The sequence below is a fragment of the Nocardia sp. NRRL WC-3656 genome, assembly GCF_000720265.1.
Classification (GTDB): Bacteria; Actinomycetota; Actinomycetes; order Mycobacteriales; family Mycobacteriaceae; genus Nocardia; species Nocardia nova.
Genome location: NZ_JOJF01000009.1, coordinates 1 through 14604 on the forward strand (window position 1 = coordinate 1; position 14604 = coordinate 14604).

The following is a 14604-nucleotide window of genomic DNA, read 5'->3' on the forward strand; positions in this document are numbered from 1 at the left end:
TCTTTTGAAGGATCACGCGGTGACCACCCTCTATCCGGCTACGACACGCTCAGACATTTGCTGGCGTCCGGTCGTACACCATCCTGCTGGACTCAACCTGCCGGAATACCGACACGACTATACGTCGCCCTCCACAACGTGACAGTTCCACTATCACCAACAGGATGGACTCACGACAGTGGCCCTCACGTTCGCCGTCGACTCCCAATCCCCTCCCCCCGCATCACGACCTCGCGAGCGGGTGCGGTGGCCCGCGCTATGCCTCACAGACCGGAGGGCAATGGACCCGCACCGAACCGAGAGCGGTTCACTTTCAGCTCTATCGCCGCGTTCCTGGAAGCCCCCCTCTCGATATACCTCTGAAGCTGCCTTCGCGTTGACGGCGGATGTCGGTCACCACACTCTGCCCAAACTCGTTCAACGCGTTCTTACCCACGAACCCCCTGGCGGCCAGATCAGTTTTCAGGTTCGCGCGCTGCGCATCGACTAGGCTGGCCTCGAAATCCGCCAGCAGCGAAGGCACCATCGACCGGAGTTGCTTGATACCACCACTGTTTCGACGCACCCCGAATCCAGCCATCAGTGCGTCCCGCGCCCGCTCGAGTACCCAGGACCGGTTAGGGTCGACACGTCCTCGGGGCGGTCTCGGTTTCTTGGAAGGCGGCTGCGAGTCTGACAGCCCTCGCAGAGCCTTTCCCGCAGCGCGAATCCTTCGACGACAGGCAGAACAAAGAGTTCGCCCAGCCTTGGTCATGTCCCCGCAGCGCGTGCAAATCGACACTAGCCTTCCGGGTGTGACCTCTTGCGCTGCCGAAGAACTCACCTTGGTGCTAGTAGTTTTTGAGACCTCAGTCGTCACCTCGACTGCATGTCGCAGAGCAGCACTCCCAGGATCGGGAAAGGCTCGAGAAACAGTCCCTGAGGCGCCGCGACTAACATCTTGTTCGTTCTTCGCGACCGGTCGTGACCGACGTTGAACCTTCGGCATACCAACAGGTTTCACACTGCAATAGTACGACCCATCGGTCCGTGTGTGGAACGCGATATTGCCTGCGTCGTCAATGATTGCAGCCTTTCCGCAACCGGGACACACGGGTTGCGATCTCTTCCGCCCCACGTCACACTCCTTGCTGCGATACGCGAGACATTCAAGTAGCTCCAAAAGCTGAGCTGATTATATTTCCGCTTTCGCGCAGATGACTCGACTTGATGGCTTCAACTCGCGTTAACTGCGAGTTCCCTCGTGCAGCATGTTTCATGCTATGTCCAGTAGGCCGGATTCGTCGAGTATATCGAAAGTCTCCAGTAGGTCAGCGGCTGCACTAACCAAGTCGTCCCGCGCGTAGCCGCGTTCCTCCCGCTCAAGATCAGGGTCCATCCATTGCTCGGCATTGTCACGAAGTGTGTCGAGCTGACTATCGAGTTCGTCGATTGCGGCAAGAATATCCACGACATCCTCCTGAGCGTTCTCGATAGCAGCAAAGGCCTCGGTCAACTCATCGAATCGTTTCCACGAAGACAAACTGTCTATATCGGGGAGATCAGCATCTCCGAAGTTGGAGAGATCGAATCGATGTCCCTCGAGAACAGAAATCAGAGAGGTTAGCTCGTCGAGCAAGCCCTGTACATCATTCTTAGTGAAGCGCCCGTCTTCGGCGATGCGGGCGAGTACCTTCTTATACTTCTTCACAACATTTCCCTGACCTGAGAAAAATCTACGTTGATAAATTCTGATCACATCTGCAGTTGTTACGATTTTGAAGCATCTCGACATATGCGACACAAGGGCTGCGACGCCTGCGCCCCGAATCCCACTCCTCGCTGCGACATACACGAACCAAACTGAACGACAGGTGCCCGAGCCGCTTATGCTCACGCTTTCGCAAAGAACTGAAGTATCTGTTAGGTCTTCTTCCTATCAAGGGTCGCCAACTATATCCTTCAGGCTCGCGGCGACTTCAACGGCCAGCTCATCCTCTGGACCTTTGATCAGGCAAATATCGTCGTACAACGGCCGCAACACGTCGCGCGCTCCGGCGAAGTCCCCTGCGCCGGCCAGAAGTTCCCCATATTGGGCGCGTAGTCGCAGCGACGCTTCCGACCCGTCACTGGTCAACTCGACGGCCTCAGCGACAAGGTGCTCCATGTCGGCCAGCCCTTCCTCGATGTCCCCCAACGCCATTCGGCACCGAGCCGCAGAGGCTCGGCAATCCCACGCACTTTCGCTGAACTTGCCTTCGATTCGGCGGTATGCCGCTGCGAGGGAGTCGAACTCGCGGCGCGCGCTGCGATGGTCGCCACTGAGTTCGATGGCGATGGCGACCAAACTGCGAAGGTTCAGGACCTTGGCGTTGTCGGGCCCGTGTACCTCCCCCGCGCTGGCGATCACCGAACTGAGTGCATCCGCGGCTTGCGCGAAGCGTTGCTCTTCCCACAGCTCGTAGTAGCGGCGCTCGGCGTTTTCGATGGCGGTCTGCAGGTGCATGGCCGACAGCGGTGCCGTCGGCGGCATCTCCGGTCGCAAGGAGCGGGTCGGCTCGATCTGGTCGGTTTCCAGGGGTGCGTTGGGGCGACGGAACACCCTGGTCGGGTCGGGGAAGCCGGAGAGGTAGAGCTCGGTTGGTGGTACGGCCGAGTCCGGGCCGGGCAGGAATGGGAGGAGCAGCTCGTACACGGCGTAGGCGTCGGACGGGCGGGCAGCCGGGTCCTTGCGTACCAGGTCGAGCACCAGTCGTTCGAATTCGGCCGGCACGTCGGGTCTCAGCTCGCGAAGCGGCGTCGGCTCGACGTGGGCGTGCAGGTGCATGAGTTCGACTTGTGATTCGCTGGGGAAAATCGGTGAACCACAGGCCATCTCGTGCATGATGCAGCCGAGGGCGTAGAGGTCGCTGCGTGGGGTGACTCGTAGGCCGTGAACGCTTTCCGGCGACATGTACCGCAATGTCCCGATGATCTGCCCGGTCGAGGTCAGTCGCTTCGCGTCCGGGTCGAGCATGGCCGCGATGCCGAAGTCGATGACCTTTACCGCCCCGTCGCGGGTCACCAGAATGTTGTCCGGTTTCAGATCCCGGTGTACGACGGGCAGGGCATGTGCATGGGACAAGACCGTGGCGATCTGCGCCGCGACGGCCGCCACCCAGGCAAGCGGGAGCGGAGTCGACGGGTCGATGTAGTTGCGCAGCGGGGTGCCGTCGATGAGTTCCATGACGAGATAGACGTTCTCGTAGGAAGCGTCCAGGACGGCGTCGTACACCTGCGGCACGCCGTGGTGGCGGATGCGGGCGGTGACGCGGGCTTCGCGTTGGAATCGCTGGCTGAACTCCTCTGCTTGGGCTTTGGTCACTACCTGGTCGACGCGGATCAGTTTGATCGCGACCTCACGGTCGAGGACAACGTCGTACCCCCGCCACACCGAACCCATTCCGCCGGAGCTGATTTGCTCGGTCAGCTCGTAGCGGCCGTCGATCCGTTCCACCCGCATCGCCGTTCCCTATCCCCGTGTTCTGCTGTCAGGCAACGCCCTGTTGTCTTCTGATCATGCGCCATGCTGCGCTGCGCGCCTGGCGATTCAGCGTTTCCTTGAACGCCGGGTCGGATTTGCTGAAGTACCGTTTGCCGAGGTTGGAGATGGTTTCGTAGTGGTCCATCATCTTTTCCTCGAAGACTGGATCGAAGACCCGGCCGAACTCCTCTTCCGAATGATTGGCCACCGCTGCCAACTGCACATGCGGTTCGGCAGCGGCTTCGTTGAAGGGTTTCGCCGCGTCCTCTTCGGTGAAGCTGGTGCCGTGGCGCTTGTTGAACTCGTCGATGAGTTCCGACAGCGGCGACTTCTCCGGTTCTTGGGCGGCTGCCGAACCGTCCCCGAAACCCCGAAGTTCCGAAGGCCCTTCGGGATTCAGGCCGATGTCGTGCTCGCCGGTCTTGACCAACCGCATGTGCGAGAGGTCCACATCCCCAATATCCACTCCGCCGTCCGACCGGCGCGGAAGCCGGTTCAGCAGATGGCGGCCGTACAGGTGCAGCAGCTCGAGGTCGCTGTCCTGGTAGGGCACGATCTGGGCGAGGAAGCCGTATTTGCGGACGTAGTCGTTGAGGTCGGCGCGGAAGTTCTCGGCCTTCTCGACGTCGTCTTCCTCATCGCTGTCCAGTAGTTCGGTGAAGCGTTCGACCGCGGGAGCGAGCAGCCGGTACAGCTCGGCGTGTAACTTCTGCCACTTCGCCTGTGAGCCGGCGGCTTGGTCTTCCGCCAGCAAGTACGCATTGGCGAACTCCCGCATCTCTTTGGTGGACAGAAGTTGTGCGGACATCACCCGATCCTGCGCGAGATACAGGAGGTTCGGGTCGGTCGGCAGCGTATGGGCTTCTTCGTAGTACGGCCGGAAGGCCTCGCGGATCTTCTCGGCGTCGTTCACGAAGTCGAGGACGACAAGGTCTTGCTGGCTCTTGCGCTCGTGGGTTCGGTTGAGCCGCGAGAGCGTCTGTACCGCCGCGATACCGGCCAGAGTCTTGTTGACGTACATCGTGGTCAGCAGCGGCTGGTCGAAGCCGGTCTGGTACTTCTCTGCGACAACGAGGATCCGATATTCCTTCTGCCCTTTTCCGCCGGCGCGAGTCGCCACGTCGTCGGCACGGGTGTAACCGAATGCTTTGGGCAGTTGAGATTCCGGGAGGCCGTCGTTCTCCTTCGGCTCGGTCGTTTCCTCACCCTCGTAGTCGAGTGCCCCCGAAAATGCCACGAGCACGCCGATATCCGGGTAGAGCTTGTCGTACTCGCACTCTGCGATGTACCGCTTGATCGCCCGCGACATCGCGACAGCGCTGTGCCGGGAAGCCGTCACCACCATCGACTTGGCGCGACCACCGAGCCGTGGCCGCGTATGGGCGACGAAATGCTCGACAATCACCTGCGCATGCTGATCGACGGTATGCGGGTGCATGATCGCAAACCGTGCCAGCAGCGCATTCGCTTTCCGTTCCGGCACTTCGTAATCCGACGGATTGTCGTTGACCAGCCGGTAGAACGTCTTGTATGTGACGTAGTTGCGCAGCGGGTCGAGGATGAATCCCTCGTCGATAGCCTGCCGCATGGAGTAGGTGTGGAACGGCTCGTACTTCTGGCCGACCAGCGTGCCGAAGTTCTCCAGCGTCTTGGACTTCGGCGTAGCAGTGAACGCGAAGTACGAGATATTCCGCGCTTTGCCGCGCTCCGCCGCCTTTTGTTTCAGACGCTCATCCAAGGTGAGCTCGGCAGCGCCTGCGTCCTCGTCCTCGGGGTCCAGACCCAGATCGCGAAGCGCCGACCGCACCGCTTTGGCCGCGTCACCAGACTGCGAAGAATGCGCTTCGTCGACGATGATGGCGAACCGTCCGCCAAGCAGTTCGGTCGGAGAGCGGCGCAGGTAATCCAGCAACGCCGGGAAGGTGTGCAGGGTGACGGTGATGATCTTGCCCTCTTCCTGCGAGAGAGCTTTCGCCAACTTCTCCGACTTCGCGCCCTGCTTGTCGTCGATCTTCACCACCAGGCCGTCGACGCGCTCGAAGCCGCCGACCGTCTCGCTCAGCTGGCTGTCGAGATTGCGGCGGTCGGTGATGATGATGGTCTTGTCGAAAACCGGTGTACCAGGTCTCAATCCGGCCGCGCGGGCATCGGGGTCCAGCTTGGACGGGTCCGTGGGCGTATGCAGGTCGCTCAAGCGGTGCGCGAGCCAGCCGATAGTGTTCGACTTCCCCGAACCCGCCGAGTGCATGACCAGGTAGTCGTGACCGGCACCATGGGTTGCCGCGTGTGCGGTGAGCTTCTTCACCGCATCCCACTGGTGGAAGCGAGGAAAGATGATGGTCTTGGCGCCGCGCCCGCCCGGACCTTTGGACTCGTGGATGTGTACGAACCGTTCCAGCATGTCCAGCCAGTTGTCCGGGTGCCAGACCTGCTCCCACAGGTATGAGGTCGGATACTTCCCGGGCTCTATTGGCGTCGGGTTGCCAGCACCGCCGGGCTTTCCCGCCCCCTCCGACCCCGTATTGAACGGCAGGAAGCGAGTTTTCGCGCCCCTGAGCTGTGTGGTGACGAATACCAGATCGGGGTCGACAGCGAAGTTCGCGATTACGCGACGAGTGAAGATCAGCTCGGTGGCGTCGCGCTCGGTGCGGTACTGGTTCTTCGCGTGCTCGACGTTCTGTCCGGTGAGGGGGTTCTTCAGTTCGGCGGTGGCGATCGGAATTCCGTTGAGCAGCAACGCAAGATCGAGCCGGTGCCCGGCATCCGCCTGCTTTGTCGCGTAGGGCAACTCGCGAACGACCGTGAGCCGGTTAGCCTTGTACTCGGCAAGCGCGTCTTCGGATGTCACCAGATTCGGTTTGAAGTACGCCACTCGGATGCGAACCCCGCGGTCTCGAACACCCGAACGCAACACCTCGACAAGACCGTTCGAGCCGATTTCCCGATCCACGGCCCGAGCGAACCCACGCTGCGCCTCGTCGGAGTCGCCACCGTAGGCACCGAGCAAGTCCTCCCACTCGTCATGCTGAGTGGACTCGATGAACGCCAGCAGCTCCCCCATATCGAGCCCGAGCTCGGGCCGATACTCGTGCGGGTTGCCTTGTCGCCAACCGTTTTCCACCATCGCGGCGACGATTTCGCCACCGAAGGTGTGCTCGTCGTGGACCGGGCTCACCGATCTATACCCCCTGTGTGAGATTTCGCCCGGAGGCGGTGGTGACATTAAATTGGCCAGTCACGGCAGCCGTAACAAGGGCTTGGCGACGTTCAGCAAGCAGCGTAACCGAACGAGCCAGAGCAGCCTTAACGCCGTCAATCTGAAGACGGTACGCATCGAATTCAACCGCCAGCGAGCGCTGGGAAGCGATAGGAACATCCGGCACAATACAATCCTTCACCACGCTGGTCGGCAGGTTGTTCGCCATTCCCTCCGCGCCCGAAATTCCGAGCTTAATATGCTCGCGAACTTGGTGGGCGCGCAGCGCGTGTGCCACAAACGTAGGTTCCGCCAGTCTCAAGTCCAAATTTAGGCGATACACTTTGTCGCATAAAAGTAATTTCGCGGATAGTTCACCTACGATCCCTACACTTCCGATTAGTTCCGGCGAGCCACTAGCACGCGACATCAGCAGGTCGCCTTTGCGAAGCAAATATTCCTTACGAGGATCTATACTGCGCGGAAGAGCCTTGTGCTGCATCGGATCAAACATGCCCGAGTTGACGCAACCAGCTTTGATCACGCCCCACTCGTCAGCTTCGACAGCACGATCTTCACATTGAGGGGACCACCCCTGCTCGATTTTCGTTAACCAGTGGCGTAGACGTATACCACCGAATTCCTGCGCACATTCGAGAAGCCTGTGCGACAGTGTTGAAACCCACCTCTCGGAGAAGAGCGCAGCCTGACGCCGCCGAAATTCAATCAGCGCGTCGATGCGGGAGGTTTCGGCGTCGAGGAAGTCGGCGATGCGGCGCTGCTCATCCAGAGGAGGCAGCGGAATTTCGATCGATCGGAACGCATCCCACGATATATCGAACTGATTTGGTGGTTGATTCTTTCCAAGTCGCTCATACTCGGCGACCATATGTTTCGACCGAAGAAGGTGATGAAGAAATCGCGGTTCTGCCCGAATCTGATCGATGTGCATCACCCAATAGGCGGGGCTGGTAATTCCCATCCATGGTGACATACCGACGGAGCCGTGCGGCTTCCCGAGCCGATTCATGATGATATCACCCGGCGAAACTACTTTGTACCCATTCAGATCTTCACTGGGCGCCGGACGACCGTCAGATTCAGATCGACGAGTTACGCCCAAGTGTAGGTTTACTCCCAGAAGTGATAACTCGGGTCGCCCTATCAACTTGATTTGGCGCAGCACAGATCGCAACGGGGCGACTTCCCAATTCTGCGGATTACCAACCGCGGCAACGGCCCCCGACAAACTCACTTCGTGACCTCCCCGAGCAGCGCTTGAATCTGCGCCTCCAACGACTTCAACTCCGCATCAATCTCCTGCAGAGGACGTGGCGGTGTGTAAACGTAGAAATGCCGGGTAAATGGAATTTCATACCCGACCTTGGTTTTGGTGTGGTCGATCCACGCATCCGAAACATGTGGCAGGACTTCGCGGGCAAAGTAGCCGTCGACGTCCTCCTCCAAAGGCACGTTTTCGAAGTCACGGAGATCAGCGTCGGGCTCAGGAGCACCCTTAACAAGCTGGATTTCACCTTCGGGATCACGAACGCCGAGAGCGTCGCGGAGAGTTTTCGCGAAGGGCGCACCAGTAGGCCACGGCTCACCAGCACCAGCGACCGCGTCCTTGAGCGCCGTAATGGCGTCGGTCTTCTTGTCCCAGGAGGAGCCAACCAAGGGGGCCAACAGCTTTCGGAAAACCCCCGGGTCGCTGTACTGCTTGCGAACGGGAGCTGCCTCGACGAGCTGGTCCAGAGCCTCGGCGGTCAGCTCGAACCGCAAGCGCAGTGGCCGTTCGACAGTGATTCGCCGATATCCGAATTCGGAGTTGCGGAAGACCTTCACCTTGCCGTGCAGCGGATGCTCCGGATCGCCGGCGACCTCCACTGCGTTGCCGTACAGCCGAGTGATCTCCTCAATCTGCGCGGGCGTGAGGTATTTGCGCTTGTCCCCCAGCGACTTGCGCATCTTCTCCCAGTAGTCGCGGGCATCCAGCAGCACCACCCGGCCACGATGTTCGGGAGACTTGCGGTTGGTGAGGATCCAGAAGTAGGTGGAGATGCCCGTGTTGTAGAACAGCTGATCCGGCAGCGCCACAACGGCTTCCAGCCAGTCGTTCTCGATTATCCAACGGCGGATGTTGGATTCGCCGGACTCGGCCGCGCCGGTGAACAACGGGGAACCATTGAAGACGATGGCAACTCGGCTGCCACCGGTGCCGCCCACCTCAGCCGGCTTCATCTTGGAAAGCATGTGCTGCAGGAACAGCAGCGACCCGTCGTTGATCCGCGGCAACCCAGCCCCGAAACGTCCTGCGTCGCCGAGGTTCTTGTATTCCCACTCGACGTCTTCCTTGACCTTCTTCCACTCCACACCGAACGGCGGGTTGGCGAGCAGATAGTCGGCCTTCACGTTCTTGTGGCCGTCGTCGCTGAAGGAGTTGCCGAAGACGATGTGGTCGGGGTTCTGGCCCTTGATCATCAGGTCGGAGCGGCAGATGGCCCAGGACTCGGGGTTGAGTTCCTGGCCGTAGACCTCCACCTTGGCCTGCGGGTTCATTTGCTTGATGTGTTCCTCGGCGGAACTGAGCATGCCGCCCGTGCCGCAGGCGGGGTCCAGGACCGTGCGCACTACGCCGGGGACGCTGAGCAGGTCGGCGTCGGGGGCGACGAGGAGGTTCACCATCAGCTCGATCACCTCGCGGGGCGTGAAGTGCTCACCCGCGGTCTCGTTCGACTGCTCGGCGAAACGCCGGATCAGTTCCTCGAAGACGTAACCCATGTTGTGGTTGGAGACCACCTCGGGGCGCAGGTCGAGGTCGGCGAACTTGCCGGTCACCTTGTAGAGCAGGTTGGCCGTGTCGAGACGTTTGATCTGCTGGTTGAACTCGTAGCGGTCCAGTACCTCGCGCGCGTTCTCCGAGAAGCCGCCGACGTAGGCCTGCAGGTTCTTCGCCAGGTGCGAGGGGTCGCCGAGCACCGTCTTCAGCCGCAGGTCGGTCACGTTGTAGAAGCTGTTGCCCGAGGCGCGGCGCAGGAAGCTGTCGACGTTGATGTCCTGGCCTTCGAACCGCTCGACGGTTTCGCGCACCTTGTCGCGGGTCGGTTCCAGCACGCACTCCAGCCGGCGCAGCACGGTGAACGGCAGAATCACCTTGCCGTAATCGGACTGCTTGTAGTCGCCGCGCAGTAGGTCGGCGACCGACCAGGCGTGATTGGCAAGCTCGGTGTGCTTGCTGGTGTTCACTTATTGCCTCCTGGAATCTTTTGCTTCGTTGTCTCAACGTCTTCGGACTGCGTTGTGTTACTTGCCGGCTCGAGCGCCCCGGCGGTGAGACCGGATGCCAGCAGTCCGATCGCGTGTTCGCTCGCATCGCCGACGCGGCGAGCCGATGCCCGCAGCTCGTACAGTCGCTGGAAGGCCGCACCGTAACGCTGCTGCTCACGCAACGGCAGCAACGGTATCCGCAACCGCGAAGGATCGAAGCGGATCGTCGATGTGCGAGTGGTGGACGCGTTCTCCGCACTGTTGACGAATCCCGCGACGAACCACGAATTCAGTCGCTGCGTATCGGGCCGCAGCAGATACACGTGCGGGCCGAGCACCGCTCCGTCGTCCTCGGCACCGGCGACGCGTGCGCTGCGGGCCCCGCTCGAGTCGCTGCGGACCGCGGGGATCAGCACGTCACCGGCGGCGACGACCACCACCTCGGTGGGTTCGGATGTGGCGAAGCTGCCCGACGGCGGGTGGCCTGTCACGACGTCGGTTGCGGTGAGGATCGGCCGGGGATCATCCCCCGGGGCAGCCTGTTTCGGTCGTGGCGGGGAAGCCCGGAACCACTGTAGTGCACCGCCGCCGGACAGATCGGCCACGGTAGCTGTGCGCCAAGGCTTTCCACCCGCCTGCCGCCACGTGCCGAGATCGCTCACCAGGCCCGCGAGTGCGGCCACATCCCTGCTCAATTCGCGAACGGCGTCCTCGACTTCGGTCGACAGCAGTGCCGGGTCGAACGACGACCGAACATAGCGGGCCGGGGTCAGATCGACACTCTCGTCGAGCACTTCCATGACCCGAACCGCTGCTGCCACACCGGGCACGGTGGCGGCTTCGGCGGATCCGCTGTCGAACGACCGCCACGAATCGAGAATAGTGCGACCGAGTACCTCCCAGTCGAGGCCGCCACCCGAGCCGTCATCGACCGCCGAGGCGTCGATAAACAGCATCGTATCGGTAACGGAATCAACGGTTTCCGGCCGCCGAAGCACCCACAGCTGCAGGCCGACATGCCGCGGCTGAGCGGCGCCGGGCGCGAAACCGATCACAGCCCGGAGCGCGCCGGAGCGCAACAGCTCAGCCCGAATCCGGCGGCCCGAAGCGCGAGAGGCCACCGCGGGCGGGAGCAACAGAACCGCCGTTCCGCCGGGCTTCACGTGCGCAAGCGCATGCTGGACCCACGCGAGCTCGGATTCGCCGCGTGGCGGAACGCCGTATTGCCAGCGTGGATCGAGAGCGAGTTCGTCCGCACCCCATTCACGATCGGAGTACGGCGGATTGCACAGCACCGCGTCGACCTCGAGGCCCGGAAAAGCGTCGTCGGACATGGTGTCACCGGCATACACCGTCGGCTCCAGCCCTGTCACCGACTCCAAGGCGAGACGGGTGCGCTGCACCTGCACGGGCACCACATCCTGGCCGTACAGTTCCGTCGCGCCGGCCTGGGCCGCCGCCAGCAGCAGTGAACCGCTACCGCACGCGGGATCCAGCACACTTCGAAGCCGTTGCGAGGCAGCGTCTCCGGCCAGTTCGGCCATGAGCGCCGCGAGCGGTGCCGGGGTCTGGTAAACGCCCGTTGCGGGTGCGTCCTCCAATCCACGCTCGGCCAACACATCCAGAGCGGTCCGGCTGCCTTCGGCGTCGGCAGCGCGCTGCAACATCTTCAGCACAGGTGCGGACACGGATGCCGACGAGCGGGGCGCCCAGCCCGCGCCGGTCCAGCTGAGCGATTCCATCAGGTGCGCGACATCGCTCGGCTCGGCCTGGGAGCGCAGATAGGTTCGCAGTTCGATTGTCGGCGATTGCGGCGCCTCCACACCATGGTCGTTCAACCATTTCTGCACCTGATGCAAGTCGAAGACGGGCCGCGACTCGGTCCCGCCGATCGGGCCGGGGAAGTCGGCGTACCTACGGCGCCAGTTGCTTACGGTCGCTCGGGTCACGCCGGCCAGCCGGGAGATCTCGGAGGCCGTGACAGGCGATGCGGGCTTCGGCATACCTCTCCCTTCCGTGTACATGGGCCAGCTTCGCTTACGTGTAACTCAAAGTCAATCACCAGATCGATGATTGACAATGTTTTCAACGCCGCCTAGCTTGTGTACATCCGCTCGCGGACCGAACCCGGGAGCAGAAGTCCAACTTCCGGCCGCGCACTTCGGAGCCGCAGATGAGCAAGCACCAGGACCACCACGACTCGCACTGCCATTGCCACGGCCGCAGCCGGCGCAGCGCCAAGGGCACGCGGCCCTTCACGCGATGCACCGGAGAAGAACTGCGGCGGTTGCCTCGGAAGATCCGAATGTCGTTGTCGCAACGAAAGACGCCGCTGTCGGCGTAACCACCGGGTCCCTCGGCGACCCGATCGAGAAACCGACCCGCCTCGACGAGCCGAACGAAGGAAAACATGATGAGGATCAAGAAGTTCGCCGCAACCGCCGCCCTGACCGTGGCGGCTGTCGGAATAACGTGCGGCACAGCCGATGCCGAGCCGGTGCCCCAACCGAATGCGTCGGCACCGGTCCTGCCCGGCAGTGTGCACGGGGAGGACCGTGGCGTGGCGTACAACGTCGACCGCGGCGCCGACGGTAGGACGCTCACCGCCGAACTGAGTGGTGGCCGGTTCGACGTCACGGAGGACGCCATCAATGTGATCGCCACGGACGGCACACAGGTTGCGAGCCTGCCCCTGCAACTGCAGCTCGGCGACCACGTTGTCGATCTTCACCCCCGCGTCGAGAGCGACGGCACCAAGCTGGCCGCCGATGTGGCCGCGAGCCCGATCGGCCACTGGCGCAAGACCTCTCCGCGTCAACGCAGCATCGAAGCGGGGATGGGAATCGGGGCCGCGCTCGGCGGAATCGGTGGCGCGCTGCTCGGCATCGTCGTCGGCATCGCCACCATGGGGATGCTCATTCCGATCACGTTGCCAGTCGGCCTGCTCGTCGGCGTCCTCGGCGGCATGGCTGTCGGAGGTGCTGCCGGTGCGGCGATCCCGAACTCGGATGTGCCGGACCAGTGGGACTACCAGCAGGAGTGCCACGGCAGCGGCGAGTACCGGTACTGCTGGTAGTCCCTCGAGCCCGTCCGCTTCCACGGCGCCGGACGCCGCGGAACGAACCTGTCGACGATCCGCTCCTCATGCCGAGCCAGCTGTCGACGAAAACCTCTCGATCACAAAGAAAGTCATCACGATGAAACTCTCGTTTGCCACTGGTCTCCTCCTCACCTGCGCCGCCGTCGGCGGCACCGCGCTGGTCGCCGGCCCCGCCCACGCGGACGATGTCCGCTGGACCGCGGTCGCCGTCTCCACCAGCAACGGCTTGCTCAACGCCTCCCGCAACTACACCGACGTGGAGGAGGCGAAGAACACCGCGCTAGCCGACTGCGACCACCGGGTGCCCCCGCCGGCCGGCTCCAGCGCGCCGGCACACGACTGCCGGTTGGTTCTGGTGTATCCGAGCGGTCGATGCGGTGCGGTCGCCACCGGCACCCGGTATTCCGACGGGGACGCGGTCGGCAGCACGTACTCGTGGTCGGTCGGGAACAGCCTCAGTGAGGCGGATTTCGACGCGATCATGAAGAACCCGGGGCTGGGGGTCACCGTGTGGTGGTCGGACTGCCAGTACTGATCGCGGGCACAACGCCCATCCCCTATTGCCTTGTGGGCGCGACATGAAACCCATTGCGCGACAACCCCGCAATCGTTCGGTCACGATCGAACACGACACGCCGCTGAGACTTCTCGGCGGCAGAACGGAACCCCATGACCGCTCCGGTCCCACCTCAACACCCGCCCTACTACGCGCCGCCACAGAAGAAGAGGCGCGTCTGGCCCTGGATTCTCGGCGGATTCGCCGCCTGCATACTGCTGCTGTTCGGCGGATGCGCCGCACTCATCGGGGGCGTCGCACACGAAGCCTCCAAACAAGAGGCCGAGCGAACCACGGCGGCACCGCTGGGTTCGGAGGTGCGCGACGGCAAGTTCGCCTTCGTGGTCACCAGCCTCGCCCCTCCGGTTTCGGAGGTCGGGGATAACCCGTACCTGCGCAAACAGGCTCAGGGCGAGTACGTCCTGGTCCACGTCGATGTCACCAACACCGGGGACCGTCCCCAAACATACTTCGGCGACAACCAGAAACTCGTCGACGACCAAGGCCGGCTCTACAGCAACGACACCGGCGCCGAGATCAATCTGAACAAGGATCTGTCGACCGAGATCAATCCGGGCAACAAGATCTCCGTGACGATCGCATTCGATGTGCCGAAGGGCACTCAGGCCGCAGCGATCGAGTTCCACGACTCCGCGTTTTCCGGCGGCGCTCGCGTCGCGGTGAAGTAGGCGGCACTTTCGCGTCCCGGACGCGACCATGCCCGACAGCATCGAGCCGTGGCCGCATCCGGCCGAGGGTTGCCACGAGGACGCCGACGCTCGAACCCGTCCCTCGGCCACCCACTTCTCGATAAACTTTCACTTCTCGCACAGTTCGGCGAGCGTGCCTTTCCTCGCCTGTGCGACATAAGCATTCGCATTGATTGGGGGATCTTCTATGCAGAACACGCTGTCCACCGACGGAGTGTCCGACGGGGATGCCGACCGCCTGCGCGACCTGGTGTGCGACGAGATTTCCGCCGA

9 protein-coding genes are annotated in these 14604 nt (G+C 62.4%); 3 read left to right on the plus strand and 6 right to left on the minus strand.

Annotated features, from left to right (window positions below; all coding sequences use genetic code 11):
- Window positions 1-1255: 1255 nt before the first annotated feature.
- The 6 genes from IG65_RS0113535 to IG65_RS0113555 all read right to left on the minus strand — a co-directional run bounded on the left by IG65_RS0113535 (window position 1256) and on the right by IG65_RS0113555 (window position 11968).
- On the minus strand, window positions 1256-1690 hold the full coding sequence (locus IG65_RS0113535; protein ID WP_030515257.1) for a hypothetical protein: 435 nt from the start codon (window positions 1688-1690) through the stop codon (window positions 1256-1258).
- Window positions 1691-1918: 228 nt separating this feature from the next.
- The gene (locus IG65_RS0113540; protein WP_030515258.1) at window positions 1919-3481 is read right to left on the minus strand and encodes a serine/threonine-protein kinase; all 1563 of its coding nucleotides are present in this window, start codon (window positions 3479-3481) and stop codon (window positions 1919-1921) included.
- A 28-nt stretch (window positions 3482-3509) separates the two neighbouring features.
- Window positions 3510-6677 (minus strand): type I restriction endonuclease subunit R, encoded by a 3168-nt coding sequence (locus IG65_RS0113545; RefSeq protein ID WP_030515259.1) that lies wholly within the window; start codon window positions 6675-6677, stop codon window positions 3510-3512.
- A gap of 4 nt (window positions 6678-6681) precedes the next feature.
- Window positions 6682-7680 (minus strand): restriction endonuclease subunit S, encoded by a 999-nt coding sequence (locus IG65_RS36825; RefSeq protein WP_197039832.1) that lies wholly within the window; start codon window positions 7678-7680, stop codon window positions 6682-6684.
- A 269-nt stretch (window positions 7681-7949) separates the two neighbouring features.
- Window positions 7950-9944 (minus strand): class I SAM-dependent DNA methyltransferase, encoded by a 1995-nt coding sequence (locus IG65_RS0113550; RefSeq protein WP_030515260.1) that lies wholly within the window; start codon window positions 9942-9944, stop codon window positions 7950-7952.
- Window positions 9941-11968: an N-6 DNA methylase gene (locus IG65_RS0113555; RefSeq protein WP_051755939.1), complete on the minus strand. Its 2028-nt coding sequence runs from the start codon at window positions 11966-11968 to the stop codon at window positions 9941-9943. Before IG65_RS0113555 ends, IG65_RS0113550 begins: the two co-directional genes overlap by 4 nt.
- Window positions 11969-12378: 410 nt before the next feature.
- On the opposite strand from IG65_RS0113555, the gene IG65_RS38465 reads away from it, so the two are divergent.
- The 3 genes from IG65_RS38465 to IG65_RS0113570 all read left to right on the plus strand — a co-directional run bounded on the left by IG65_RS38465 (window position 12379) and on the right by IG65_RS0113570 (window position 14310).
- Window positions 12379-13041, plus strand: coding sequence for a hypothetical protein (locus IG65_RS38465; RefSeq protein WP_197039833.1), 663 nt, complete (start codon window positions 12379-12381; stop codon window positions 13039-13041).
- 121 nt (window positions 13042-13162) lie between these two features.
- Window positions 13163-13600: a DUF4189 domain-containing protein gene (locus tag IG65_RS38470; protein WP_030515263.1), complete on the plus strand. Its 438-nt coding sequence runs from the start codon at window positions 13163-13165 to the stop codon at window positions 13598-13600.
- Between the two features lie 134 nt (window positions 13601-13734).
- Window positions 13735-14310, plus strand: a complete 576-nt coding sequence (locus tag IG65_RS0113570) for a DUF4352 domain-containing protein (RefSeq protein ID WP_036524403.1) — start codon at window positions 13735-13737, stop codon at window positions 14308-14310.
- The last annotated feature ends 294 nt before the right edge of the window (window positions 14311-14604 follow it).

Excerpts from the sequence above, each read along its gene's own strand:
- IG65_RS38465 (WP_197039833.1), top strand. The coding sequence starts at position 12,379 with ATGAGGATCAAGAAGTTCGCCGCAACCGCCGCCCTGACCGTGGCGGCT.
- IG65_RS0113555 (WP_051755939.1), bottom strand. The coding sequence starts at position 11,968 with ATGCCGAAGCCCGCATCGCCTGTCACGGCCTCCGAGATCTCCCGGCTG.
- IG65_RS38470 (WP_030515263.1), top strand. The coding sequence starts at position 13,163 with ATGAAACTCTCGTTTGCCACTGGTCTCCTCCTCACCTGCGCCGCCGTC.
- IG65_RS0113540 (WP_030515258.1), bottom strand. The coding sequence starts at position 3,481 with ATGCGGGTGGAACGGATCGACGGCCGCTACGAGCTGACCGAGCAAATC.
- IG65_RS36825 (WP_197039832.1), bottom strand. The coding sequence starts at position 7,680 with ATGGGAATTACCAGCCCCGCCTATTGGGTGATGCACATCGATCAGATT.
- IG65_RS0113570 (WP_036524403.1), top strand. The coding sequence starts at position 13,735 with ATGACCGCTCCGGTCCCACCTCAACACCCGCCCTACTACGCGCCGCCA.